This is a genomic window from Enterocloster clostridioformis (genome assembly GCF_020297485.1).
In the GTDB taxonomy this organism is placed as follows: domain Bacteria; phylum Bacillota; class Clostridia; order Lachnospirales; family Lachnospiraceae; genus Enterocloster; species Enterocloster clostridioformis.
The window spans coordinates 2,879,242-2,901,800 of sequence record NZ_JAIWZC010000001.1 but is presented as its reverse complement, the minus strand read 5'-3'; the positions used below and the strand labels follow the sequence as shown (position 1 = coordinate 2,901,800).

Genomic DNA, 22,559 nt, shown 5'->3' with positions numbered 1-22,559 from the left:
AAATTGAATTGTAATAAATAAATTATATGTGATATAATAATTACAAATTGTTTAAAATAGTAAGAACATTGGCTTAGATTGAATATAAGGAAAAGGTGAAACTATGTCTCATATTTATGATTTAATTATTATCGGCTCCGGACCGGCAGGTCTTGCAGCCGCTGTTTATGCCCAGAGGGCAAAGCTGGATACGCTTGTGGTTGAGAAGGCCATGGTCAGCGGAGGCCAGGTCCTGACCACATATGAGGTGGATAACTATCCCGGACTTCCCGGCATCGGCGGATACGATCTGGGGCTTAAGTTCAGGGAACACGCGGACCGTCTGGGAGCCCGGTTCGTGGAGGACGAGGTCCTGAAAATCGAGGATGGAAGCAGGGGCGCCGTCAAGAGCGTGGTGTGTCAGGGCAACACCTATGAGGCAAGGGCCCTTATACTTGCCACAGGAGCTGTCCACAGGAAGCTGGGGGTGCCGGGGGAGGAAGAACTGGCAGGAGCCGGGGTGTCCTACTGTGCCACCTGTGACGGAGCGTTTTTCCGCAATAAGGTCACGGCTGTCATCGGAGGCGGTGATGTGGCTGTGGAGGATGCCATTTTCCTGGCACGTATGTGCAGCAAGGTATATCTGATTCACAGGAGAAATGAGCTGCGGGCAGCCAAGAGCCTGCAGGAGAATCTGCTGTCCTTGGATAATGTGGAGGTAATCTGGGATACGGTGGCTGACAGTATCAATGGGGACGGAATGGTAAAGAGTCTTTCTCTGACCAATGTAAAGGACGGACAGAAAAGGGAACTGGAAGTGCAGGGCGTGTTCATTGCAGTGGGAATATCACCGGAGAGCAGGGCCTTTGAGGGCTTGGTGGATATGGACCACGGCTATATCAGGGCCGGGGAGGACGCCGCGACATCGGCGCCTGGTATATTTGCGGCAGGTGACGTGAGGACTAAGCCGCTCCGCCAGATTATCACGGCTGCCGCGGACGGGGCAAACGCGATAACCAGTGTGGAGCGGTATCTGGTAGAGAATTAGGGGAGGCAGGCTGCAGATGAATAACTGGAAGAAAGTAATCGTGCTCAGCGGTTTGTGCAGCTGCGCGCTTTCTGTGAACGCCTTTGCGTCCACGAATCTGGAGACGGGATCTTCTCTGGCTGGTATATCCGTTGCGCTGAATAATTATTATGCAGGCAACACAGAGCCGGAAAAGCAGTTGGCTTCATCCTATTCCGATATGCAAAACAAGTCTGTCCAGTCAAATACAGCCGCAGGCTCCGCCAAGAGCGGTTCCGGCAGCGGCCAGGGCAGCGGCAATAAGGGCAGCGGCCAGTCCGGCAGCGCGTCAGGGGACGCCGCAAAGGCAAAGGCTGTCCAGGAGACTGTATCCAAACCAAAGTCCTCAGCGTATGATAACATTGCAGTGTCAAAGATAAACGGCACGGTCAACATCCGTACAGAGGCTAACACCAGCAGCGGTGTGACCGGCAAGATTAACAATGATTGCGCGGCTGCCATCCTGGACACGGTGGACGGAGAGGGCGGCAAATGGTACAAGATTCAGTCCGGTTCCGTTACCGGCTACATAAAGGCAGATTATTTTGTTACAGGACAGCAGGCAGAAGCCAGGGCCAAGCAGGTGGGAACCACCTATGGCACCATAGTGGGCACTCCCAGCCTGCGTCTGAGACAGAGCCCTGACATGGAAGGAAAGACGCTGACACTGCTGTCAGAGGGCGCCCACTATGTGGTTACGGGCGAGGAAGGGGATTTCCTGAAGGTCCAGGTGGATTCGGACTTGGAAGGCTATGTGTTCAAGGAGTATATGAAGACCAGTGTGGAGTTTAACAAGGCTGTGTCGGTGGAAGAGGAGAAGGCTAAGGCGGCAGAGGAGGCCAAACGCAAGGAAGATGCGGACAAGGCCCTGAAGGCTCTGGAGGATGCCAAGAAGGCAGACGCGGCCAAGAAGACCACGGCAGCCACCACAAAGGCCCAGAAAACCACGGAAGCTCCTGCCACATCGGCTCCCAAAAAGGAGGAGACAAAGGGAACAGACGCCGTCACCACCATTGCTGCCAATCCTGAGAACGGCAAGGACAGTACGGTGGCAGCGCCCACAACGGCAAAGGCGCCTGAGACTGTGGACAGCAAGGGTCCGGGATCTTCTGGCGGAACCTCCACAGAGGTGGCCTCCGCTACCCGTAACGCAGTGGTGGCATACGCAAAACAATTCCTGGGCAACCCCTATGTGTACGGTGGGACAAGCCTGACAAGCGGAGCCGACTGTTCCGGATTTACCCAGAGCGTATTCGCCCATTTTGGAATCAGTACAGGAAGAAGCTCCAGGGACCAGGCGGCCAGAGGAAAGTCCATATCGGTCAGCGATGCCAAGCCGGGAGATCTGCTGTTCTATGCCAGCGGCGATTACATTAACCATGTGGCTATCTACATCGGCGGCGGACAGGTTATCCACGCCAGCAATCCCACCACGGGTATCTGCATCACGCCGGCAAATTACAGGACGCCCTGTAAGGCAGTGACGTTTTTGGATTAAAAGAATTATTTCTACATATAAAAGCAAGCCCGCAGATTTGCGGGCTTGTACTTATTATAAGAAAAATATTCGGTTTGAATCCGTGGTTTAGAACTCCGGCTCAATCAGTCCGTAAGTTCCGTTCTTGCGCTTATAGACTACGTTCACCTGGTCCGTATCTGCGTTCAGGAACACGTAGAAATTATGTCCCAGCATCTCCATCTGGAGGCATGCTTCCTCGGGAATGGCTGGCTTGATGGCAAATCTCTTTGTCTTGACAATCTGAATCTCGTCATCCTGTACTTCGTCCTCTTCCTCTATGAATGCCTGGGAGAAAGAGATGGCGGCCTGTTTCTTATCAATGAGTTTCTTTCTATATCTGCGGATCTGGCGCTCAATGATTTCCTCTACCAGATCAATGGATACATACATATCGGAGCTGGATTCCTCCGCGCGGATGGTATTGCCTTTGACTGGGATAGTCACCTCAATTTTTTGTCGGTCTTTCTGTGCGCTCAGCGCTACGATTACTTCGGTGTCCGGAGTGAAGAAATGTTCCAGCTTGCCAATCTTCTTTTCAACGGCAGCCTTCAAACCTGGAGTTACCTCAATATTTCGTCCTGTTATGGTATAACGCATAAACATCAACTCCTTTTCTTGGGATAGTGACATTATATCATATTTATTGCAAAATTACAATCATAACCTAAGAATTGTTTAACAATTTATCTTAATTTTTTATAAAATTTTGTTTCAAATGCGGTAAAGAGCTATTGCATTCCTAATAGAGGACTCCTTGAAATGTCAAGAGAAAACCTTGTTTTTTCTTTCGTACTTTTCAAGTTTATCAGAAGTGTACAAAAATAAAATAAATGTAAAGTCTGAGGGGGAAGAGCAAATGAAAAGTTATAGACTTGTGGATAATGTGGATAAGTTGGTGTATAACTATTTTTTGCCTTAAAATGGACAAACTGTGATGTGGATAACTTTGGGGGTAATGTGTATAAACTTCTGGGGATAATGTGGACAGGTAAAAAATCGAACACATTTTTTGTGCAATCTGCTTGGTTGACCATAAGTCTGAAGAGAATCGCTTCAAAAAAGGAGAGCATAGATTCTGTTTCATAAAACGGTGAACAGGATGAAAATGGGTAAATCATGTAAAATAACGTGGAATTGTTAAGTATATGGACAAAATGTTAATTTTTCATTAACCCGTTGAATAAATCTTTCTCAAGTGCTACAATAAGTAAGATTGTATCATAGGCGTAGTATTTGTAGTATTTTATCCAAAGGTCCGCAATGACAGGCATTGTGGAAAGGCAGGGAATAGACAGGAATCAGCAGACAGATAATAGGTGATAAGGCAGATGCTGCAGGTACAGGCGCTGGTTGAAAATTAGTTTCTATTATATAGGAAGAAGTTAGGAGAGTATACCATGAACTTGATTGAAAAGGTGTTCGGGACTCACAGTGAAAGAGAACTGAAGATGATACGGCCAATCGTGACAAAGATTGAATCGCTGCGTCCCGAGATGATGGCCATGTCTGATGAGGAACTGCGTGACCAGACCAGAATCTTTAGAGAAAGGCTTGCAGAGGGCGCAACGTTGGATGACGTTCTGCCGGAGGCGTTTGCCACTGTCCGTGAGGCGGCAAGAAGAACTCTGAATATGGAGCATTTCCCTGTACAGCTGATCGGCGGTATCGTACTGCATCAGGGCCGTATTGCCGAGATGCGTACTGGTGAAGGTAAGACTCTGGTATCCACCTGTCCCGCATACCTGAATGCATTGAAGGGAAAGGGCGTCCAGATCGTAACGGTCAATGACTATCTGGCAAAGCGTGACGCCGAGTGGATGGGTCAGGTGCACAGATTCCTGGGCATGACCGTGGGCGTTGTACTGAACGACATGACAAGTGAACAGCGTAAGGAGGCATATGCCTGCGACATTACTTACGTGACAAATAATGAGCTGGGATTCGATTACCTGCGCGATAACATGTCCATTTATAAGGAGCAGCTGGTGCTGCGCGACCTGGATTACTGTATCATCGATGAGGTTGACTCCGTGCTGATTGACGAGGCCAGGACGCCTCTTATCATTTCCGGACAGAGCGGCAAGTCCACCAAGCTGTATGAGGTGTGCGATGTACTGGCCCGCCAGTTGGAGAGAGGTACCGTATCCAAGGAATTCTCCAAGATCGACGCCATCATGGGCGAGGAGATTGAGGAGACAGGCGATTTCGTTGTGGATGAAAAGGATAAGGTAGTAAACCTGACAGAACAGGGCGTCAAGAAAGTGGAGGAGTACTTCCATATTGAAAACCTGGCAGATCCTGAGAACCTGGAGATCCAGCATAACATTATCCTGGCTCTGCGCGCCAATAACCTGATGTTCAGGGATAAGGATTATGTTGTAAAGGATGACGAGGTCCTGATTGTAGATGAATTCACAGGCCGTATTATGCCCGGCCGCCGTTATTCCGACGGACTTCATCAGGCAATCGAGGCTAAGGAGCACGTAAATGTGCGCCGGGAGTCCCGCACCCTGGCTACCGTAACATTCCAGAACTTCTTCAACAAGTATACGAAGAAGGCAGGTATGACGGGTACTGCCCAGACAGAGGAAAAAGAGTTCCGCAACATCTATGCCATGGACGTTATCGTCATCCCTACCAACAAGCCTATGATTCGTAAGGACCTGGAGGACGCCGTATATAAGACAAAGAAAGAAAAATACAAGGCGGTTGTGGACGAGGTGGAGAGAGCACACGAGAAGGGACAGCCTGTCCTGGTGGGCACCATTGCCATTGAGACTTCCGAGCTACTGAGCAAGATGCTGACTAAAAAGGGAATTCCCCATAAAGTACTGAATGCCAAGTTCCATGAGCTGGAGGCTGAAATCGTAGCAGACGCAGGTATCCACGGCTCTGTTACCATTGCCACCAACATGGCGGGCCGTGGTACGGATATTAAGCTGGACGAGGAAACCAAGGCACTGGGCGGCCTTAAGATCATCGGTACGGAGCGTCACGAGTCACGCCGTATTGACAACCAGCTGCGCGGACGTTCCGGACGTCAGGGTGACCCGGGTGAGTCCAGGTTCTACCTGTCCCTGGAGGATGACCTTTTAAGGCTCTTTGGTTCAGACCGTCTTATGGCCATGTTTGAGGCCATGGGTGTGCCGGAGGGAGAGCAGATTGAGCATAAGATGCTGTCCAATGCCATTGAGAAGGCACAGATGAAGATAGAGAGCAACAACTACGGTATCCGTGAGCAGCTCCTTAAGTTCGACGAGGTCAACAATGAGCAGCGCGAGGTTATCTACGCGGAGCGCCGCAAGGTGCTGGACGGCGACAACATGCGCGACCTTGTACTCAAGATGATTACGGACACTGTGGAGAACGCGGTGGATATCTCTGTATCCGATGACCAGACCCCGGATAAGTGGGATTTACAGGAACTGAACAACCTCCTTCTTCCGGTCATTCCCCTGAAGCCGGTAACTCTTACCGACGAACAGAAGAAGTCCATGAAGAAGAATGAGCTTAAGCACAATCTGAAGGAAGAGGCCATCAAGCTTTACGAGACAAAGGAAGCCGAGTTCCCGGAGCCGGAGCAGATTCGTGAGATTGAGCGCGTGGTTCTGCTGAAGGTAATTGACAACAAGTGGATGGCGCATCTGGATGACATGGACGCGCTGCGTGAGGGCATCGGCCTCCAGGCATACGGCCAGAGGGATCCGGTAGTTGAATACAAGATGCAGGGTTATGAGATGTACGAGTCCATGATGGCTTCCATCCAGGAGGAGACAATCCGTATCCTGTTCCATATCCGCGTGGAGCAGAAGGTGGAGCGTGAACCCGCTGCCAAGGTGACCGGCACGAACAAGGATGCGTCTGCCCCGAGCGCGCCCAAGAAGCGTGTGGAGCAGAAGATATACCCTAACGACCCATGCCCGTGCGGTTCCGGCAAGAAGTACAAACAGTGCCACGGAAGAATTAAATAATCGACGAAATACCAGGGCCGGTGTGATATCATCTGAACACCGGCCTTTATGAAAATGACTGCATATAACCATGAAACAGCCCTGAGCAGGGGCTCACAAAATATAGATTGAAAGTGGGTGAAGCTGTGGTAGAGTTAGATAATTTTAAGTATACGTTATCGACGTATGACAAGCCATTAGTGGAAGTGAGGGATTCACTTTGACCTGGACAACAAGGTCAGAAGAATCGCGGAATTAGATAAGTCCATGGAGGAGCCTGGCTTCTGGGACGATCCGGAGCAGTCCACCAGGATGGTCAGAGAGTCCAAGAACCTGAAGGATGAGGTGGATACCTACCGGGCATTGGAACAGCAGTATGAGGATATCCAGGTAATGATTCAGATGGGATACGAGGAAAATGATTCCTCTCTGATTCCTGAGATTGAGGAGATGCTGGAACAGTTTAAGGAAACATTGGAGAATATGCGGATGAAGCTCCTGCTCTCCGGAGAGTATGATTCCAATAACGCCATCCTGCGCCTGAACGCAGGGGCAGGCGGAACCGAGTCCTGTGACTGGTGCAGCATTCTGTACCGCATGTACTGCCGCTGGGCTGAGAGCAAGGGCTTTAAGGCCCATGTGCTGGATTTCCTGGACGGCGAGGAAGCGGGAATTAAATCTGTCACCGTGCAGATTGACGGTGAGAATGCATACGGATATCTGCGTTCTGAGCACGGAGTGCACCGACTGGTGCGTATATCTCCGTTTAACTCCGCGGGCAAGCGCCAGACATCCTTTGTGTCCTGCGACGTCATGCCCAACATTGAGGAGGACATAGATATTGAGGTGAATCCCGACGATATCCGCGTGGACACCTACCGGTCCAGCGGCGCCGGCGGACAGCACATCAACAAGACGTCCTCAGCCATCCGAATCACCCATTTTCCCACGGGAATCGTGGTGACATGCCAGAATGAGCGTTCCCAGTTCCAGAACAAGGAGAAGGCCATGCAGATGCTGAAGGCAAAGCTCCTTATGGTAAAGCAGGAGGAGCAGGCGGCCAAGGCGGCAGGCATTCGCGGGGATGTGAAGGATATCGGATGGGGAAGCCAGATTCGTTCCTATGTGCTGCAGCCCTATACCATGGTCAAAGACCACCGTACAGGCGAGGAAAGCGGTAATGTGGACGCTGTGTTAGACGGGGCAATTGATAACTTTATCAGTGCCTATCTTCGCTGGATGAGTCTGGGATGCCCGGATAAGAATGTAAGGGAAGACGAGTAAAGACAGGCGGGGTTACAGATCATTAAGACATGAGGCATACGAATAGAACCAATGCGCAGGGGACCGGAAACTTCCGGTCCTTTGCGCATTGGCCGCGTTTCCTCTGTGTATCGTGAAAAAAATTAGCGTGAAGAATTAGATAAAAACAGTTGCATTTAAAATAAAAATATGTTAATATCTTCCTCGTGAGTACAGATGTATTTCCAATACGGACATACACGCGGGCCTACGAAAGGATTGAACAATGGAAGACAAAAGCAAATACTTTGTGGTGAAACAGAAAGCCGTGCCTGAGGTTCTTTTGAAGGTTGTGGAGGCAAAGAAGCTGCTGGAGACAGAACGGGCCATTACGGTGCAGGAAGCCACGGATAAGGTGGGAATCAGCCGGAGTTCCTTTTATAAGTACAAGGATGACATATTTCCCTTCTATGACAACACCAAGGGGAAAACCATTACCCTGGTGGTGCAGATGGACGATGAACAGGGACTTCTCAGCGACCTGCTTCACGTGGTAGCGGTGTACAGGGCCAATATACTGACCATTCACCAGAGCATTCCGGTCAACGGCGTGGCAACGCTTACGCTGAGCGTTGAGGTAAGGGAGAATACAGGCAATGTATCCAGCATGATAGAGGAACTGGAAGTACTGGACGGTATCCATTACGTCAAAATACTTGCCAGGGAGTGACGGCCGGCTCGGGCCTTTCAATATCAGAGGAGAATAAAACACAGGGAGCGGAAGATTATGATTAAGACAGCAGTTATGGGGTATGGTACCATTGGTTCCGGCGTGGCCGAGATACTTGACAAGAACAGGGATGTAATAGCAAGCCAGGCAGGACAGGAAGTGGAGTTAAAGTATGTCCTGGATTTAAGGGAGTTCCCGGACAGTCCGGTGGCAGATAAGATCGTCCACGATTTCAAGGTGATTGAGCAGGACGAGGAAGTGAAGATTGTGGTGGAGACCATGGGCGGACTGAATCCTGCCTATCCCTTCGTGAAGGCCTGCCTCATGGCGGGCAAGCATGTGGTCACCTCCAATAAGGCGCTGGTGGCGGCCCACGGCACAGAGCTTCTGGCCATTGCCAGGAAGAAGCATGTGAATTTCTTCTTTGAGGCCAGCGTGGGCGGCGGTATCCCTATTATCCGCCCTCTTTACCGCTGTCTCATGGGTGAGCGCATCGAGGAAATCACGGGTATATTAAACGGAACCACCAACTTTATCCTGACCAAGATGGACAAAGAGGGGGAATCCTTTGAAAATGCCCTGAAGGAAGCCCAGAATCTGGGATATGCGGAGCGCAATCCTGAGGCGGATGTGGAAGGCCATGATACCTGCCGCAAGATTGCCATTCTTACAGCCATGGCAACAGGGAAAGAAGTGAATTATGAGGATATCTACACCGAGGGCATCACGCGGATCACGGATATCGACTTTAAATATGCGGAGAAGATGGGGACATCGGTGAAGCTGTTTGGAACCAGCCGAATAAAAGACGGCAGGGTTTTGGCCTATGTGGCGCCGGTGATGATTAACAAGACCAGTCCCCTGTACTCTGTGAATGATGTATTCAACGGCATCCTGGTGAAGGGAAATATGCTGGGTACCTCCATGTTCTATGGCAGCGGCGCCGGAAAGCTTCCAACGGGAAGCGCGGTGGTGGCTGATATCATTGAGGCGGCTCAGAATCTCAAAAAGAACGTGCCCATGGGCTGGACAGACGAAAAACAGGCTATCGAATCCATGGACCAGGCACAGTTCAGGTATTTTGTCAGGGCGGCCGGTTCCTACCGCAATAAGGAGCAGGATGTAAAGAACGCCTTCGGCCAGGTGGAGGTAATCGAGCTTTACGGAATGGATGAATTCGCGTTCCTCACCGCCCAGATGGCAGAGGGTGAATTCAGGAAAGTGGCTGTTTCCTATGACTCCAGGGAACAGGAGCGGTCTGAATACGGTATCAAGCAGATGATACGTGCGGTGCTGTAGCATATGGCATCGGTCATAAGCCGGATTATCGGTGAAATTGCAAGGCAGGGATTTCCCTGCCTGTTTCATCTTTTAACGGGACTTTACTGTCCCGGCTGCGGCGGCACCAGAGCGTTTCGGGCGCTGCTCGCCGGCAATCTGCTCCTGAGTATCCGGTACCATCCCCTGGTTGCCTATATGGCAGTGGTGCTGACGGCTGAACTGGTAAGCTTTGCGGTGTCCAGGGCGGCCAAAAACCCCAGATATTATCTGGGGCATGAAAAATTGCTGGTTTACACCGGCGCAGCTATTGCGCTGGTGAACTGGGTGTACAAGAACTATATGCTGGTGGTAAGAGGCGTGGACCTGCTTCCCCTGTGGCCGCGCTGACCCGTATGAATATAGCCGGAGCCGGAAGCGGACCGGGATAGCGCCGGCGTCAAAACCGGCATCAGAACCAAAGGAAGCCAGTGGTCTTGGGCAGCTGCAACTGCTGGTTCAGCTGTTCCTGGAGCCGGTTGATGAACTCATTAATCTGAGGTCCGGTCACCGGATCGCTGAGCGCCTCATAGTAGCAGGCCAGAGCGTAGAAAAAGAAAAATGTAAGGGAGATGGCTATGGCGCTTAATACCAGCCCTGCAATGGCCCTTGCGTTAAAGGACTTCCTGGGACTTATGTCGGCGTTCCGGGCCATGAGGGCAAGGATGATGCCGATAACGCCGCAGACAAGGCCGGTAGGCATGGCTGTCTGGTTATAGGCCAGGGACATGGGCAGATAGAAAAGGCTGCACACGATTCCGATGATGCCTGCTATCATGGAACAGGTGGCAAGGCGCTCGGAGGACGTGAAGTTTTTTTTCTGATTGTTTGAAGACGATTTCTGGTTATTATGAGTATCATTCATCATTCTGAATAAGAACCTTTCTTTGGTCAGGCCCAGCGGGTTGTGCTGCGCCGAAATATGGTGACTGCTATCCTGGCTATTTTATCACGAATTACCGGCACTGTCCAGATGAAGAAGCTTTCCATATACGGGGAACTTTCGGCCAGAACTTGCATAAGCGGTTGGGATGCACTATAATATAACAGTTAGTTAGATTACAGATATGCGAGGTTTACCATGGATATTATTAAAAAACTGGCGGAAGAGCTGAATATCGGACGCCATCAGGCGGAAGCAGCCGTCAAACTCATTGATGAGGGGAATACGATTCCGTTCATTGCCAGATACCGGAAGGAGGCAACCGGCTCCTTAAACGACGAGGTACTGCGCAATCTGGATGAGCGGTTAAAATACCTGCGCAACCTGGAAGACCGCAAGAGCCAGGTTATTGCCTCTATTGCGGAGCAGGAGAAGCTGACCCCGGAGCTGGAGCTTAAGATAAAGGAGGCCCAGACCCTGGTGGCGGTGGAGGACCTTTACCGTCCCTACAAGCCCAAACGCTGGACAAGGGCCATGATTGCCAGGGAAAAGGGGCTGGAGCCTCTGGCGGACCTTATCAGCATGCAGATGACAGGTGAGCCTGTTGAAAAGGCGGCTGCCGGCTTTGTGTCGGAGGAAAAAGGAGTGGCCAGCGTCCAGGAGGCCATACAGGGAGCCAGGGATATACTGGCGGAGCGCATTTCAGATAACGCGGCCTTCCGTACCTATATCAGGAACATAACCATGAACAAGGGTGTCATCCAGTCCTCTGCCAAGGATGAGAAGGCGCAGTCTGTCTATGAGATGTATTATAATTATGAGGAGCCTGTGAAGAAGGCTGCCGGCCACCGCATCCTGGCCCTGAACCGGGGCGAGAATGAAAAGATGCTGACCGTGAAGGTCCTGGCTCCTGAGGAGCAGATTCTGGGGTATTTGGAAAAGCAGACCATTGTCCGGGACAACCCATATACCACGCCCATCCTTAAGGAAGTGGCAGCCGACAGCTACGGCCGCCTCATCGGCCCCTCCATTGAGCGGGAAATCAGAAACGATTTGACGGAAAGAGCAGAGGAGGGCGCCATCAAGGTATTTGGAAAAAACCTGGAACAGCTTCTGATGCAGCCTCCCATTGTGGGACGGGTGGTTTTGGGCTGGGATCCGGCCTTCCGCACCGGATGTAAGCTGGCCGTGGTGGACAGCACGGGAAAGGTGCTGGATACAGTGGTTATTTACCCTACAGCTCCTCAGAACAAGGTGGAGGAATCCAAAAAGATACTGAAGGCTTTCATTAAAAAATACAATATTTCCCTCATATCCGTGGGAAACGGCACAGCGTCCAGGGAGTCGGAGCAGATTATCGTGGATTTGCTGAAGGAAATCAGAGAACAGGTCCAGTATGTGATTGTAAATGAGGCAGGAGCGTCCGTGTACTCTGCCAGCAGGCTGGCCACCGAGGAATTCCCTGCCTTTGACGTGGGCCAGAGGAGCGCGGTATCCATTGCCAGACGTCTCCAGGACCCGCTGTCTGAGCTGGTGAAAATTGACCCCAAGTCCATCGGCGTGGGTCAGTACCAGCATGATATGAACCAGAAGCGTCTGGGTGAGGCGCTGGAAGGCGTGGTGGAGGACTGCGTGAACAAGGTGGGCGTGGATCTGAACACAGCCTCGGCCTCCCTGCTGGAATATGTGTCCGGCATCAATAAGACACTGGCTAAGAATATTGTGGCCTACAGGGAAGAGAACGGGGCATTTAAGAGCAGAAAGCAGCTGTTAAAGGTAGCCAAGCTGGGGCCAAAGGCATTTGAGCAGTGCGCCGGCTTTATGCGTATTACAGGGGGTGAGAATCCTCTGGACGGTACCAGCGTCCATCCGGAGAGCTATGATGCAGCCGGGAAGCTTCTGGAAAAGCTGGGTTATAAGCCTGAGGAGCTGTCCCGGGGAGGTCTGGTGGGAATCAGCCGGAGGATAAAGGATTATAAGAGGACAGCGCAGGAGCTGGGCATAGGAGAGATAACCCTGCGGGATATTGCGGGAGAGCTGGAAAAGCCTGCCAGGGATCCCAGGGATGAGATGCCAAGGCCCATTCTAAGAAGCGATATCCTGGAGATGAAGGATTTGGAGCCGGGAATGGTGTTAAAGGGAACCGTGCGCAACGTCATTGATTTTGGCGCCTTTGTGGATATAGGCGTTCATCAGGACGGCCTGGTACATATCTCCCAGATGACAGACAAGTACATCAAACATCCGCTGGAGGCTGTCAGTGTGGGAGATGTTGTGGATGTGAAAATTTTGAGCGTGGATTTGGCCAAGAAGAGGATTTCACTGACCATGAAGGGCGTAAAGTAAGTATGAAACGAGGTAGGAAATGGTAATCGAGACGCGGAAACCGGAAGAAACATATGAGCTGGGAAGAAAGATGGGAGGGGAAGCAGGGCCTGGACAGATTGTCTGCCTGAGCGGTGATTTGGGCGTGGGAAAGACTGTGTTTACGCAGGGATTTGCGGCCGGCCTGGGCATAGAGGGGCCGGTGAACAGTCCCACCTTTACGATTTTGCAGCAGTATGAGGACGGACGGCTTCCGCTGTACCATTTTGACGTGTACCGTATCGGTGATGTGAGCGAGATGGACGAAATCGGCTATGAGGACTGTTTCTTCGGAGACGGCGTCTGCCTCATCGAGTGGCCCGGCCTGATTGAGGAGATACTGCCTGAGAAGGTGACCTGGGTGACCATTGAAAAGGATTTGGAAAAGGGATTTGATTACAGGCGGATTAGCGTGGAGGATAGAGGATGAGAGTACTGGGAATAGAGAGTTCATCCCTGGTGGCCAGTGTGGCCCTGGTGACAGATGACATATTGACAGCAGAGTATACAGTGGATTTTAAAAAGACTCATTCACAGACCCTGCTCCCTATGCTGGATGAGATTGTAAAGCTTCTGGAACTGGATATGGATACCATTGACGCCATAGCAGTGGCCGGCGGCCCGGGGTCCTTTACCGGGCTGCGCATAGGCGCTGCCACGGCAAAGGGGCTGGGGCTGGCTCTTAAAAAGCCCTTGGTCCATGTTCCCACCGTGGATGCCATGGCATATAATATGTGGGGGGCAGAGGGACTGATCTGTCCTATCATGGATGCAAAACGCAGCCAGGTCTATACGGGGCTCTATCATACCAGGGACGGCCTGGAGGTGGTGATGGAGCAGCAGCCCATGGATATGCGGGAGCTGGCGGGACTTCTCAATGAAAAAGGAGAGCGGGTCATATTCCTGGGAGACGGTGTGCCTGTATATAAGGATATTATCAGGGAGATGCTCACCGTGCCCCATGCCTTTGCACCGGCCCAGATGAACCGGCAGAGGGCTGCCTCCGTGGCTGCCCTGGGGATGAACGCGATTTTGGATGCAGAGGGCTGCCATGGCGTACGGGTGGTGACAGCGGCGGAGTTCACGCCGGATTATCTGAGAAAGCCCCAGGCTGAACGCCAGAGAGAGGCAGAGCAGTCTGCCCGCGGAGCTGCCGCAAAGCTCCCGGGAGATTATTAACGGCAGCAGATACATGGTCTGAACTGCTGCGGCAACAGAAAGGAGCGGGAAAATGGAGCTGATTCGCGGGGTGCGCCCCATGACAGGCCAGGATATTGAGCAGGTAGCTGATTTGGAGCAGGTATGCTTTTCGGAGAGCTGGTCTGAGAATCTGATACGTATGGGCCTGGACAGCAGGCTGGATACGTATTTTGTCTATGCGGACCACGGAGCCATCCTGGGATATGCGGTTGTGCGGATTCTGGCGGACGAGGGGGAGATACAGCGGATTGGGGTATATCCCAATTACAGGCGTCAGGGAATTGCGCGGGAACTTATGGATGCCATGGTGGCTTTTGCCAGGGCCAGAGGGGTCCGGGCCATTGCCCTGGAGGTCCGGGAAAGCAACCTGGGAGCCAGAAAACTGTATGATTCCTATGGTTTCAGGCAGGAGGCTGTCAGGAAGGGATATTACCACAATCCTGCCGAGGATGCCGTCATCATGTGGAATCGGACAATATGAAAGAATTACCACTTAAAATGTGAATATTTTATGTATATAATGGAGAGGAACCAGACATTCCTCTCCTTTTTTCTTTAAGGGGAAGATAAGGGAATGAATGAAAGGATACGATGACAGAGAAAGGCGAGGGTTCATATGAAAAGGTACAATAAAAATGGACAGCTGGAAGCAATAATGTGCAATTGCTGCGGAAAGAAGCTGGTGGTGCAGCAGGGAATCATCCGGGAAGGATGTATTAGTATCGACCATGCATGGGATTATTTTTCTGAGAAGGACGGACAGGTCCATCATTTTGATTTGTGTGAAGAATGTTATGATGAACTGGTTTCCGGCTTCAAGATACCTGTGGACAGGGAAGAACAGATTGAATTTCTGTAGGATGGGATAAGGAGAACTGCCAAAGCGGTTCTCCTTAATATGTATCCCCGGATCTCATGCGGGGGATATGGTGAAATATTCAGGAAAGCGGTTTCGATACAGCACCGGAACCTCTCCCTCGATAAGGGGCGTCAGGTAATCCGTCATTTCCCGGGTAATGTCGTTGCCCGACCGGTTAATCCACTGCCGGGGGACTGTCTTTTCGCGGTTGGCAACCAGAGACACGTCCGCGGCGGCAAACTGAATCCGGTAACGGTCCTTTGAGGGCATACGCAGGAGGGTTGCCATTTTTCCGGTCTGGCCCCGGACTGCGCACTGAACCGCTTTTGTTCCCAGAAGCCGGGATTCGTTTAAATCCGTGCGGCTGGCCAGATGGGCGGCGCAGCGCTGCATGAGATTGAGCTCCAGGGAACGGGTCTTGCATCCCAGTTCATTCCGGACAATATGAGCCAGGACGCCTCCGGTTCCCGCAATATCCTTGTGGCCGAATCGGTCGGGACTGTTGCCGGGAGTCTGTTCAGACAGATAAGTCCCATTTTCATCCCGGACGCCCTCGCTGACAGCAACCAGCAGATTTCTGTTTTCAGACTGACGGCTTCGTATGTCGTCCAGAAACCGGCTGATGGAAAAGGGAACTTCGCAGAGGTAAATAAAGTCAGGTCCGCGGTTGCCGTTTACCCTGGAAAGGGATGAGGCGGCAGTGAGCCAGCCTGCGTTCCGCCCCATGATTTCCACGATGGTGACTCCGAAGGAATCATAGACAGCCACATCCCTCTCCAGCTCCGCGAAGGTGGTGGCAATATATTTGGCTGCCGAGGCAAAACCAGGGCAGTGGTCAATCTCCATCAGATCATTGTCGATGGTCTTTGGCGCTCCGATGATTTTTATATCTTCAATCTTTTGGGAACGGCAGTATCTGGCCGGCTTATCCACTGTGTCCATGGAGTCATTCCCGCCTATGTATATGAAATAGGAGATTTCATATTTCCGGAAAATATCAATCAGAACCCGGTATTGGGCGGCATCATCTTCCGGCCCGGCCAGCTTGAAGCGGCAGGAACCCAGGGCAGCGGCAGGGGTTTGGGCCAGTTTGTCCAGGTCCATTGTGTTATTGATATAATCCAGCAAATCTATTATTTTTTCCTGTAAAATGCCCTCAATGCCATTGAGTCCCCCATATATCCGGTCAATACCGCCCTGAATCATGGCTTCTGTGATGACTCCGGACAGGGTGGCGTTGATTGCGGATGTGGGGCCGCCGGACTGGGCCACAAGCAGATTGTGCATCCGTGATTTCCCTCCTGCTATTTATTCATGTATAAAGGCATGACCTGGCGTATGATGCGGTTGAACTGTGAGGCGTCCCAGGCGCTGCGCCCGATAAAGAGGCCGTCCACATCTGGAAGTTGAATCAGTTCCTGTGCGTTTTGGGAATTCACGCTGCCGCCATAGAGAATGGGGATGCGGCTTCCCTGTTCCTCGCCAAAGCGTGCGCACAGAATCCGCCGTATGCCCGCATGGCGCTCAGCCACATAACCACTGTCCGCGGGGATACCGTTTACGCCGATGGCCCATACGGGTTCGTAGGCAATCCAGAGATGCTTTGCCTGTTCTCCGGTGATAGAATGAAGTCCCACCTTTAACTGGGTGCTCAGGGTCTCTCCGCTTAGACCGTATTCCCTCTGAATCAGGGTCTCTCCTATACACAGCAGGGGAGTGAAACCGGACTGGGCTGCCTTTGCCGTCTTTTTTCCTGGTCAAAGTCATCCTCCCTGAAAACGTGGCGGCGTTCCGAGTGGCCGATTTCCACTACGCTTACCCCCACTTCCTTAAGCATGACAGGTGAAATTTCACCGGTGAACTGTCCCTGCTCCTCCCAGCACATGTTCTGGGCCCCCAGTCGTATGTGGGATCTGGACGTAATCCTGTTAGCGGACTCCAGGGAGGTAAAAGAAGGGATGACAAACAGGGTAAGAGGGCTGTCTGCCAGGTCCTCTGTCAGCTGGCGGAGCTGCGTCAGAAATGAAGCTGTGTCCGCAATGGTTTTGTACATCTTTGTGTTTGTGCCAAGATACAACCGATTCAGTTTTTTCATCAAGCCGCCTCCGCTATTTGAGATTTTCTCCTTCGATTTCTTTGATGGCCTCCACCTTGGATGTGGATGCACAGTCCACGAATTCCAGTACCAGCCATTTTTCCAGAATCCGCTTTGCCAGCTCGGTTCCAATCACCCGCTCGCCCATGCAGATCACATTGCCGTCATTGCTCAGCTTTAAACGTTCCGCCGAGAAGATATCATGGCAGACGCCGGCGCGGATGCCCTTGAATTTGTTGGCAGTCATGGCCATGCCCAATCCTGTGCCGCAGATCAGCACACCGTGCTTCTGTTAACCGCTGTTTATGATCTCCTGGCACACCTTCTCTGCCACATAGGGATAATAGGTAGAATCCTCAGTGCTGTCGCATCCCATATTCTCCACGGTATATCCCTTTTTCTCCATAAAGTCCATGAGTTCACCTTTTAAATGTACAGCAGCATTGTCGCACCCAATTACAATTGTTCTCATATTTTGGCCTCCATATTGATGAAAATGTTAATTAATGTTATCATGAGCATATATTAGCATTTTAGAATGTAAAAATCAAGATAAATTATTAAAAAAATGTGAAATAAAATGTAAAAATAACATTTTTATAACATTATATAACATTTTTGCGTGGTCAGGAACATCTGGACATTTTCTGAAAATACAATTATAATATTTTACAGTCAGATTCGTAACGCTGTGCACCCTTGGGCCGCAGCAGGATTGCGACAGGAGGGGAAACATAACTTATGGGAAAAAGGGATCTCAGGATTTACGCGCTTTTAGATACGCTGAAGGAATCTCCCGTATTATCAATCAAGGAGCTGGCGGACCGTTTTCAGGTCTCGGAGATGACCATCCGTCGTGATATTGATTATCTGAAAGAAAACCGTCTGTTTTACGAAAATCAGGCTTCTGAGCCGGCAGCGCGGGAACACGACGAATATCTGTACTCTTCGGAGCAGATCCGCAATTTTGATAAAAAGGACAGAATCGCCCGGTTTGCGGCGGGTATGATTGAGGAGGGGGATATCCTGATTCTGGATTCGGGGACCACCACCGGCGTACTGTCCAAATATATACCGGAACAGATGCAGCTTACGGTACTCTGCTATAATTACCATATCCTGTCCCAGCTTCAGGGCAATGAGAAGCTTTCCCTGATATTTGCCGGCGGATATTTCCACCGGAACGACCTGATGTTTGAGAGCGTTGAAGGAATAGGGCTGATAAGGAGGACAAGGGCCAGCAAGATGTTCGTTTCTGCCTCCGGTGTCCATGAAAAGCTGGGCATGACCTGCGCGCACAATTATGAGGTGGTCACAAAAAAGGCGGCTCTGGAATCATCCCTGCAGAAGATACTGGTGGCGGACAGCAGCAAATTCGGTCAGGTAAAGACGGGATATTTTGCTGAACTGGAAGAGATTGATGAAATCGTGACAGATGACGGACTGAGCCAGGAATGGCAGGAGCTCATCGCAGAGAAGGATATTCCCCTCCATCTGGTGTAGGACGGCATAGCGGAGGCGTGTATGAAAAGAGAGGTTAGTCATGTCAAATAAGAGAATGGAATACATTGCCGTCCGCCTGGACAGTACCGGCAGCGTAAAGGTAGCGGAGCTGAGCAGGGAGTTAAACTGTTCAGAGGTGACCATTCGCAGTGATATAAAGAAGCTGGAGGACAAGGGCCTTGCAAAGCGGATTCACGGCGGCGCGGTAAAAGTGGGCGGACAGCTCATGGTGCCCTTTGACGCCGGGAATGTGTTTAAAAACAGCGACAGGAAACGCCGGATTGCATGGAAGGCCTATGAATACATTGAGGACCAGGACACAATTATCCTGGACGATTCCTCTGTCTGCTATTATCTGGCCCAATGTATCAGGGATGATTCCTCCAAACATCTTCTGGTCATCACCAATTCCCTGGCCAGCGCAGGCGTGCTGTCACATCTGAGCCATGTGGAGCTGTTCCTTTTAGGGGGGCAGGTGGGAGGAAAGCTGGCATCCACCGTAGGCGATGTGGCAGTCAATACATTAAAGGGGTTCAGGGCCAATAAGGCTTTTATCAGCGCTCATGGAATCAATTTTTCCGTAGGGCTTACCTCCATCGGTTCGCCTCAGATGCAGGTGAAGAAGGCGGTGCTGGCTGCTTCCGACCAGGCATATGTGCTGGCTGACAGCAGTAAGTTCGGCGGGGGGTATGTGATGGTGGTATGTTCACTGGACGAGATAAGCGCTATCATTACAGATGATTCCGGCGGTGGAGGCGGCCAGGGCTGAGGGGATCAACGCAGTGGGGCCTGTGCCGGCTGATTCAGTATTCCATATCGGTAAATCCGGAAGATACGACGCTATCCTGTCTCTGTACCATGACCAGGGCCACATTGCCTGCAAGACCCTGGACTTTGAAAAATCCGTAACCCTCACCTTTGGGCTTCCTTTTATCAGAAGCTCGGTGGACCACGGAACTGCCTTTGATATTGCCGGCAAGGGGATTGCGGGAAGCATCAGCCTGATTGAGTCCACAAGGGTGGTGGCTGAATACGCGGCGCTCATGCACAAAAAAACGGATCAATAACCAGGGGAACAAAAAACTGCCTTTTTTGACGGCTGGATGAGAAAGAATAAGAGGGGTATTTACTCCCCGGAGGGATGGGCCGCAGGAAAAGCTTGATTTAAGAGAGGGATGATTTGAATGAAGGTATATGTGAAGGTCAGGATGAAGGCTGAGTTTATCTATGATTTGCTGCTGTTTAATCAAGGCTATCCGGCTTCCTGGTCAATCTTTTGGGTCTTGCGGTTATTATCACCGGAGGCTTCCTGTTGAGAAACCAGACCATACAGCTGCATCAGGCGTTTGTGTATATTGCGGTCGGCGTTATGATTCTTATGTTTACGCCCATTAACCTCAGGCTTCAGGCAGGACGGATGATGGGACAGCCCAGGTATGATTCCGAGATACAGTACGGATTTGATGAAAACGGCATCGAGGAGAAGATGGGGGAGCAGGTCAGAACATATGGCTGGAACACGGTACAGAAGGCTGTCTCCACCCCGAAGGACATTGCCTTTTATATAGAAGAGTCATCAGATCTGGTGCTTCCCAAGGAAAGCTTTGGGGAAAACTTCATGCCGGTTATGAAGCTGGTGGTATCCAACCTTTCGCGGGACAGGATTTATATAAGATAAATATGGGGGCTGCTGCGGCAGCTCCATTTTTGTGCCTGCCGTTGGTGTTTGCCATGTTATTTTCCGGCGATACTTGATTATTAAGAGGAAAGTGTGATATGATTTTGTGAGTTAAGTTATTGAGAGAATGAGGATTACAGTATGTTGGATATATGTTTGTTAGGAACAGGAGGCATGATGCCTCTTCCGTACCGCTGGCTCACATCCATGATGGCAAGGTGTTCGGGCAGCAATCTGCTCATTGACTGCGGTGAGGGGACCCAGGTGGCCCTGAAGGAAAAGGGATGGAGTCCCAAGCCCATAGATGTCATTTGCTTTACACATTATCACGCGGACCATATAAGCGGCCTTCCCGGACTTCTGCTTACCATGGGTAATGCGGAACGAGTGGAGCCGCTGACCCTGATTGGTCCTAAGGGACTGGAACGGGTGGTGGGTGCGCTTCGCACCATTGCGCCGGAGCTGCCCTTTGAACTGCGGTTTGTGGAGCTTACGGAGAACCGGGAACACATTCAGATGGGCCCTTATGTCATTGATGCTTACAGGGTAAACCACAATGTGCTGTGTTACGGCTACTCCATCACAATCCCCCGCACAGGACGTTTTGACGTGGAGAGGGCCAGGTCCCAGGAGATTCCCCAGAAGTTCTGGAGCAGGCTGCAAAAGGGCGAAGAGATAGAGCATGAGGGACGGCTTTTGACGCCGGATATGGTGCTGGGACCGGACCGCAGAGGACTTAAGGTGACATACTGCACTGATACCAGGCCGGTGCCGGTCATTGCAGAGTATGCAGCCGGGGCAGACCTCTTTATCTGCGAGGGAATGTACGGGGAAAAGGAAAAAGCGGCTAAGGCCAGGGAATATAAGCATATGACGTTTTATGAAGCGGCAGCGCTTGCAAAGCAGGCTAATCCGAAACAGATGTGGCTTACCCATTACAGCCCCTCCCTTACCAGGCCGGAGGAGTATATGGAGGAAGTCAGATCTATTTTTCCAAGGGCAAAGGCTGCCAGGGACGGTTGGACGGCGGAGCTGGAGTTTGATGAGGACTGATAGAATGGTACAGGGTACCAGAGGATACATGGAAGTGGAGAGGATACTATGATAGGACAGGCATCAGAGGATGTTTTGATACTGGCAATCGAGAGCTCATGCGACGAGACAGCCGCGGCAGTGGTGAAAAACGGAAGGACCGTGCTGTCCAATGTGATTTCATCCCAGATTGCCACCCATACGGTTTATGGGGGCGTGGTTCCGGAGATTGCGTCCCGGGAGCATATAAAGGCGGTCAATTATGTGATTGAGAGAGCCCTGGCAGAAGCACAGGTGGCTCTTGAGGATATCACGGCAATCGGTGTGACCTACGGACCCGGTCTGGTAGGCGCTCTTTTGGTGGGGGTGGCAGAGGCAAAGGCCATTGCTTATGCGGCAGGGAAGCCTCTTATTGGAGTACATCATATAGAAGGGCATGTTTCCGCCAATTTTATTGAGAACCAGGATTTGGAACCGCCCTTTGTGTGCCTGATTGTGTCGGGAGGCCATACGCATTTGGTGATTGTAAAGGACTACGGGGAATTTGAGATTATCGGCAGAACCAGGGACGATGCGGCCGGAGAGGCATTTGACAAGGTGGCAAGGTCTGTGGGCCTGGGATATCCCGGCGGGCCTAAGATTGATAAGACTGCAAAGGAGGGGAATCCCCACGCCATCCAGTTCCCCAGGGGCAGGGTGGAGGGGGCTCCCTATGATTTCAGTTTCAGCGGGCTGAAGTCAGCTGTGCTGAACCACATTAACCACGCCCGCATGACAGGGGAAGAAATCCATGTACCTGACCTGGTGGCCTCATTCCAGAATTCCGTGGTGGAGTCTCTGGTAAGCCGCGCCATACTGGCAGCCCATGAATTTGGATATAAGAAGCTGGCCATAGCCGGCGGCGTTGCCTCCAACTCTGCGCTGAGAAAGGCTGTGGCAGAGGCCTGTGAGAAGGATGGGCTTCAGTTCTATTATCCGTCTCCTATTTTCTGCACGGACAATGCAGCCATGATCGGGACGGCTGCCTACTATGAGTATTTAAAGGGGAATATATCCGGATGGGATTTGAATGCCATTCCCAATTTGAAGCTGGGTGAACGCTAAAGGGCGTACAGATGGCGGGGATGAATGAGCAAACGCGC

General features: G+C 51.3%; 21 protein-coding genes and 3 pseudogenes. 19 read left to right on the top strand and 5 right to left on the bottom strand.

The window, feature by feature from the left end:
* Positions 1-103: 103 nt before the first annotated feature.
* Together trxB and LA360_RS14645 are read left to right on the top strand one after the other, a co-directional pair.
* The gene (gene trxB / locus LA360_RS14650; RefSeq protein WP_022202107.1) at positions 104-1,027 is read left to right on the top strand and encodes a thioredoxin-disulfide reductase; all 924 of its coding nucleotides are present in this window, start codon (positions 104-106) and stop codon (positions 1,025-1,027) included.
* Positions 1,028-1,043: 16 nt separating this feature from the next.
* Positions 1,044-2,543 (top strand): C40 family peptidase, encoded by a 1,500-nt coding sequence (locus LA360_RS14645; RefSeq protein ID WP_057571755.1) that lies wholly within the window; start codon positions 1,044-1,046, stop codon positions 2,541-2,543.
* 87 nt (positions 2,544-2,630) lie between these two features.
* On the opposite strand, the gene hpf is transcribed toward LA360_RS14645, so the two are convergent.
* Positions 2,631-3,161 carry a ribosome hibernation-promoting factor, HPF/YfiA family gene (gene hpf, locus LA360_RS14640; RefSeq protein WP_057571754.1) on the bottom strand — a complete coding sequence of 177 codons (531 nt, stop codon included), beginning with the start codon at positions 3,159-3,161 and terminating at the stop codon, positions 2,631-2,633.
* A gap of 800 nt (positions 3,162-3,961) precedes the next feature.
* Here hpf and secA point away from each other — a divergent pair.
* The 5 genes from secA to LA360_RS14615 all read left to right on the top strand — a co-directional run bounded on the left by secA (position 3,962) and on the right by LA360_RS14615 (position 10,154).
* Positions 3,962-6,535 (top strand): preprotein translocase subunit SecA, encoded by a 2,574-nt coding sequence (gene secA / locus LA360_RS14635; protein WP_089774442.1) that lies wholly within the window; start codon positions 3,962-3,964, stop codon positions 6,533-6,535.
* A 125-nt stretch (positions 6,536-6,660) separates the two neighbouring features.
* A protein-coding gene (gene prfB, locus LA360_RS14630) for a peptide chain release factor 2 (RefSeq protein ID WP_370804723.1) occupies positions 6,661-7,798 on the top strand; the annotation gives its coding sequence in 2 pieces (ribosomal slippage) (positions 6,661-6,723 and positions 6,725-7,798; 1,137 coding nt in all).
* Between the two features lie 244 nt (positions 7,799-8,042).
* A complete protein-coding gene (locus LA360_RS14625) occupies positions 8,043-8,486 on the top strand; it encodes an ACT domain-containing protein (protein WP_002566467.1) in 444 nt (147 codons plus the stop codon).
* 57 nt (positions 8,487-8,543) lie between these two features.
* Entirely contained in the window at positions 8,544-9,785 is a 1,242-nt protein-coding gene (locus LA360_RS14620) for a homoserine dehydrogenase (protein WP_022202112.1), read from the top strand.
* Between the two features lie 3 nt (positions 9,786-9,788).
* On the top strand, positions 9,789-10,154 hold the full coding sequence (locus LA360_RS14615) for a DUF2752 domain-containing protein (protein WP_002587462.1): 366 nt from the start codon (positions 9,789-9,791) through the stop codon (positions 10,152-10,154).
* 61 nt (positions 10,155-10,215) lie between these two features.
* On the opposite strand, the gene LA360_RS14610 is transcribed toward LA360_RS14615, so the two are convergent.
* A complete protein-coding gene (locus LA360_RS14610) occupies positions 10,216-10,671 on the bottom strand; it encodes a DUF4190 domain-containing protein (protein WP_089774444.1) in 456 nt (151 codons plus the stop codon).
* A gap of 213 nt (positions 10,672-10,884) precedes the next feature.
* Here LA360_RS14610 and LA360_RS14605 point away from each other — a divergent pair, with 213 nt between their 5' ends.
* The 5 genes from LA360_RS14605 to LA360_RS14585 all read left to right on the top strand — a co-directional run bounded on the left by LA360_RS14605 (position 10,885) and on the right by LA360_RS14585 (position 15,109).
* Positions 10,885-13,032: a Tex family protein gene (locus tag LA360_RS14605; protein ID WP_112482117.1), complete on the top strand. Its 2,148-nt coding sequence runs from the start codon at positions 10,885-10,887 to the stop codon at positions 13,030-13,032.
* 19 nt (positions 13,033-13,051) lie between these two features.
* The gene (gene tsaE, locus LA360_RS14600; protein WP_002587465.1) at positions 13,052-13,480 is read left to right on the top strand and encodes a tRNA (adenosine(37)-N6)-threonylcarbamoyltransferase complex ATPase subunit type 1 TsaE; all 429 of its coding nucleotides are present in this window, start codon (positions 13,052-13,054) and stop codon (positions 13,478-13,480) included.
* Positions 13,477-14,229 (top strand): tRNA (adenosine(37)-N6)-threonylcarbamoyltransferase complex dimerization subunit type 1 TsaB, encoded by a 753-nt coding sequence (gene tsaB / locus LA360_RS14595; protein ID WP_022202116.1) that lies wholly within the window; start codon positions 13,477-13,479, stop codon positions 14,227-14,229. Before tsaE ends, tsaB begins: the two co-directional genes overlap by 4 nt.
* Positions 14,230-14,281: 52 nt before the next feature.
* Positions 14,282-14,731: a ribosomal protein S18-alanine N-acetyltransferase gene (gene rimI / locus LA360_RS14590; RefSeq protein WP_002587467.1), complete on the top strand. Its 450-nt coding sequence runs from the start codon at positions 14,282-14,284 to the stop codon at positions 14,729-14,731.
* 135 nt (positions 14,732-14,866) lie between these two features.
* Positions 14,867-15,109 carry a hypothetical protein gene (locus LA360_RS14585; RefSeq protein ID WP_022202117.1) on the top strand — a complete coding sequence of 81 codons (243 nt, stop codon included), beginning with the start codon at positions 14,867-14,869 and terminating at the stop codon, positions 15,107-15,109.
* A gap of 54 nt (positions 15,110-15,163) precedes the next feature.
* Here LA360_RS14585 and LA360_RS14580 read toward each other — a convergent pair whose 3' ends face one another.
* From LA360_RS14580 to rpiB, 3 genes and pseudogenes are all read right to left on the bottom strand, one after another.
* Entirely contained in the window at positions 15,164-16,396 is a 1,233-nt protein-coding gene (locus LA360_RS14580) for a 6-phosphofructokinase (RefSeq protein ID WP_057571750.1), read from the bottom strand.
* A 17-nt stretch (positions 16,397-16,413) separates the two neighbouring features.
* Positions 16,414-17,204: pseudogene (locus LA360_RS14575) on the bottom strand (triose-phosphate isomerase family protein).
* 13 nt (positions 17,205-17,217) lie between these two features.
* Positions 17,218-17,676, bottom strand: a pseudogene (gene rpiB / locus LA360_RS14570) (ribose 5-phosphate isomerase B).
* A gap of 269 nt (positions 17,677-17,945) precedes the next feature.
* Between rpiB and LA360_RS14565 the strand changes: the two are divergent.
* From LA360_RS14565 to tsaD, 7 genes and pseudogenes are all read left to right on the top strand, one after another.
* Positions 17,946-18,707, top strand: a complete 762-nt coding sequence (locus LA360_RS14565) for a DeoR/GlpR family DNA-binding transcription regulator (RefSeq protein ID WP_057571749.1) — start codon at positions 17,946-17,948, stop codon at positions 18,705-18,707.
* Positions 18,708-18,747: 40 nt separating this feature from the next.
* Positions 18,748-19,476 (top strand): DeoR/GlpR family DNA-binding transcription regulator, encoded by a 729-nt coding sequence (locus LA360_RS14560; RefSeq protein WP_057571748.1) that lies wholly within the window; start codon positions 18,748-18,750, stop codon positions 19,474-19,476.
* Positions 19,442-19,774, top strand: a pseudogene (locus tag LA360_RS14555) (4-hydroxythreonine-4-phosphate dehydrogenase PdxA); the annotation flags it as partial. The gene LA360_RS14560 and the pseudogene LA360_RS14555, both read left to right, overlap by 35 nt.
* 117 nt (positions 19,775-19,891) lie before the next feature.
* Entirely contained in the window at positions 19,892-20,023 is a 132-nt protein-coding gene (locus tag LA360_RS29735; RefSeq protein WP_263870233.1) for a hypothetical protein, read from the top strand.
* Positions 20,020-20,385, top strand: coding sequence for a YcxB family protein (locus LA360_RS14550; protein WP_225537546.1), 366 nt, complete (start codon positions 20,020-20,022; stop codon positions 20,383-20,385). The genes LA360_RS29735 and LA360_RS14550 overlap by 4 nt, the downstream gene beginning before the upstream one ends.
* A 141-nt stretch (positions 20,386-20,526) precedes the next feature.
* The gene (locus LA360_RS14545; protein WP_057571746.1) at positions 20,527-21,438 is read left to right on the top strand and encodes a ribonuclease Z; all 912 of its coding nucleotides are present in this window, start codon (positions 20,527-20,529) and stop codon (positions 21,436-21,438) included.
* Positions 21,439-21,486: 48 nt separating this feature from the next.
* Positions 21,487-22,521: a tRNA (adenosine(37)-N6)-threonylcarbamoyltransferase complex transferase subunit TsaD gene (gene tsaD / locus LA360_RS14540; protein WP_057571745.1), complete on the top strand. Its 1,035-nt coding sequence runs from the start codon at positions 21,487-21,489 to the stop codon at positions 22,519-22,521.
* Positions 22,522-22,559: the final 38 nt, after the last annotated feature.

Bases quoted from the DNA above. Each gene is read 5' to 3' on its own strand.
- LA360_RS14585 (WP_022202117.1), top strand. From the start codon at position 14,867: ATGAAAAGGTACAATAAAAATGGACAGCTGGAAGCAATAATGTGCAAT.
- hpf (WP_057571754.1), bottom strand. From the start codon at position 3,161: ATGCGTTATACCATAACAGGACGAAATATTGAGGTAACTCCAGGTTTG.
- rimI (WP_002587467.1), top strand. From the start codon at position 14,282: ATGGAGCTGATTCGCGGGGTGCGCCCCATGACAGGCCAGGATATTGAG.
- tsaD (WP_057571745.1), top strand. From the start codon at position 21,487: ATGATAGGACAGGCATCAGAGGATGTTTTGATACTGGCAATCGAGAGC.
- LA360_RS14560 (WP_057571748.1), top strand. From the start codon at position 18,748: ATGTCAAATAAGAGAATGGAATACATTGCCGTCCGCCTGGACAGTACC.
- secA (WP_089774442.1), top strand. From the start codon at position 3,962: ATGAACTTGATTGAAAAGGTGTTCGGGACTCACAGTGAAAGAGAACTG.
- LA360_RS14615 (WP_002587462.1), top strand. From the start codon at position 9,789: ATGGCATCGGTCATAAGCCGGATTATCGGTGAAATTGCAAGGCAGGGA.
- LA360_RS14545 (WP_057571746.1), top strand. From the start codon at position 20,527: ATGTTGGATATATGTTTGTTAGGAACAGGAGGCATGATGCCTCTTCCG.
- LA360_RS14565 (WP_057571749.1), top strand. From the start codon at position 17,946: ATGGGAAAAAGGGATCTCAGGATTTACGCGCTTTTAGATACGCTGAAG.
- tsaB (WP_022202116.1), top strand. From the start codon at position 13,477: ATGAGAGTACTGGGAATAGAGAGTTCATCCCTGGTGGCCAGTGTGGCC.
- LA360_RS29735 (WP_263870233.1), top strand. From the start codon at position 19,892: ATGAAGGTATATGTGAAGGTCAGGATGAAGGCTGAGTTTATCTATGAT.
- trxB (WP_022202107.1), top strand. From the start codon at position 104: ATGTCTCATATTTATGATTTAATTATTATCGGCTCCGGACCGGCAGGT.
- LA360_RS14605 (WP_112482117.1), top strand. From the start codon at position 10,885: ATGGATATTATTAAAAAACTGGCGGAAGAGCTGAATATCGGACGCCAT.
- LA360_RS14610 (WP_089774444.1), bottom strand. From the start codon at position 10,671: ATGATGAATGATACTCATAATAACCAGAAATCGTCTTCAAACAATCAG.
- LA360_RS14620 (WP_022202112.1), top strand. From the start codon at position 8,544: ATGATTAAGACAGCAGTTATGGGGTATGGTACCATTGGTTCCGGCGTG.
- LA360_RS14625 (WP_002566467.1), top strand. From the start codon at position 8,043: ATGGAAGACAAAAGCAAATACTTTGTGGTGAAACAGAAAGCCGTGCCT.
- LA360_RS14645 (WP_057571755.1), top strand. From the start codon at position 1,044: ATGAATAACTGGAAGAAAGTAATCGTGCTCAGCGGTTTGTGCAGCTGC.
- LA360_RS14580 (WP_057571750.1), bottom strand. From the start codon at position 16,396: ATGCACAATCTGCTTGTGGCCCAGTCCGGCGGCCCCACATCCGCAATC.
- tsaE (WP_002587465.1), top strand. From the start codon at position 13,052: ATGGTAATCGAGACGCGGAAACCGGAAGAAACATATGAGCTGGGAAGA.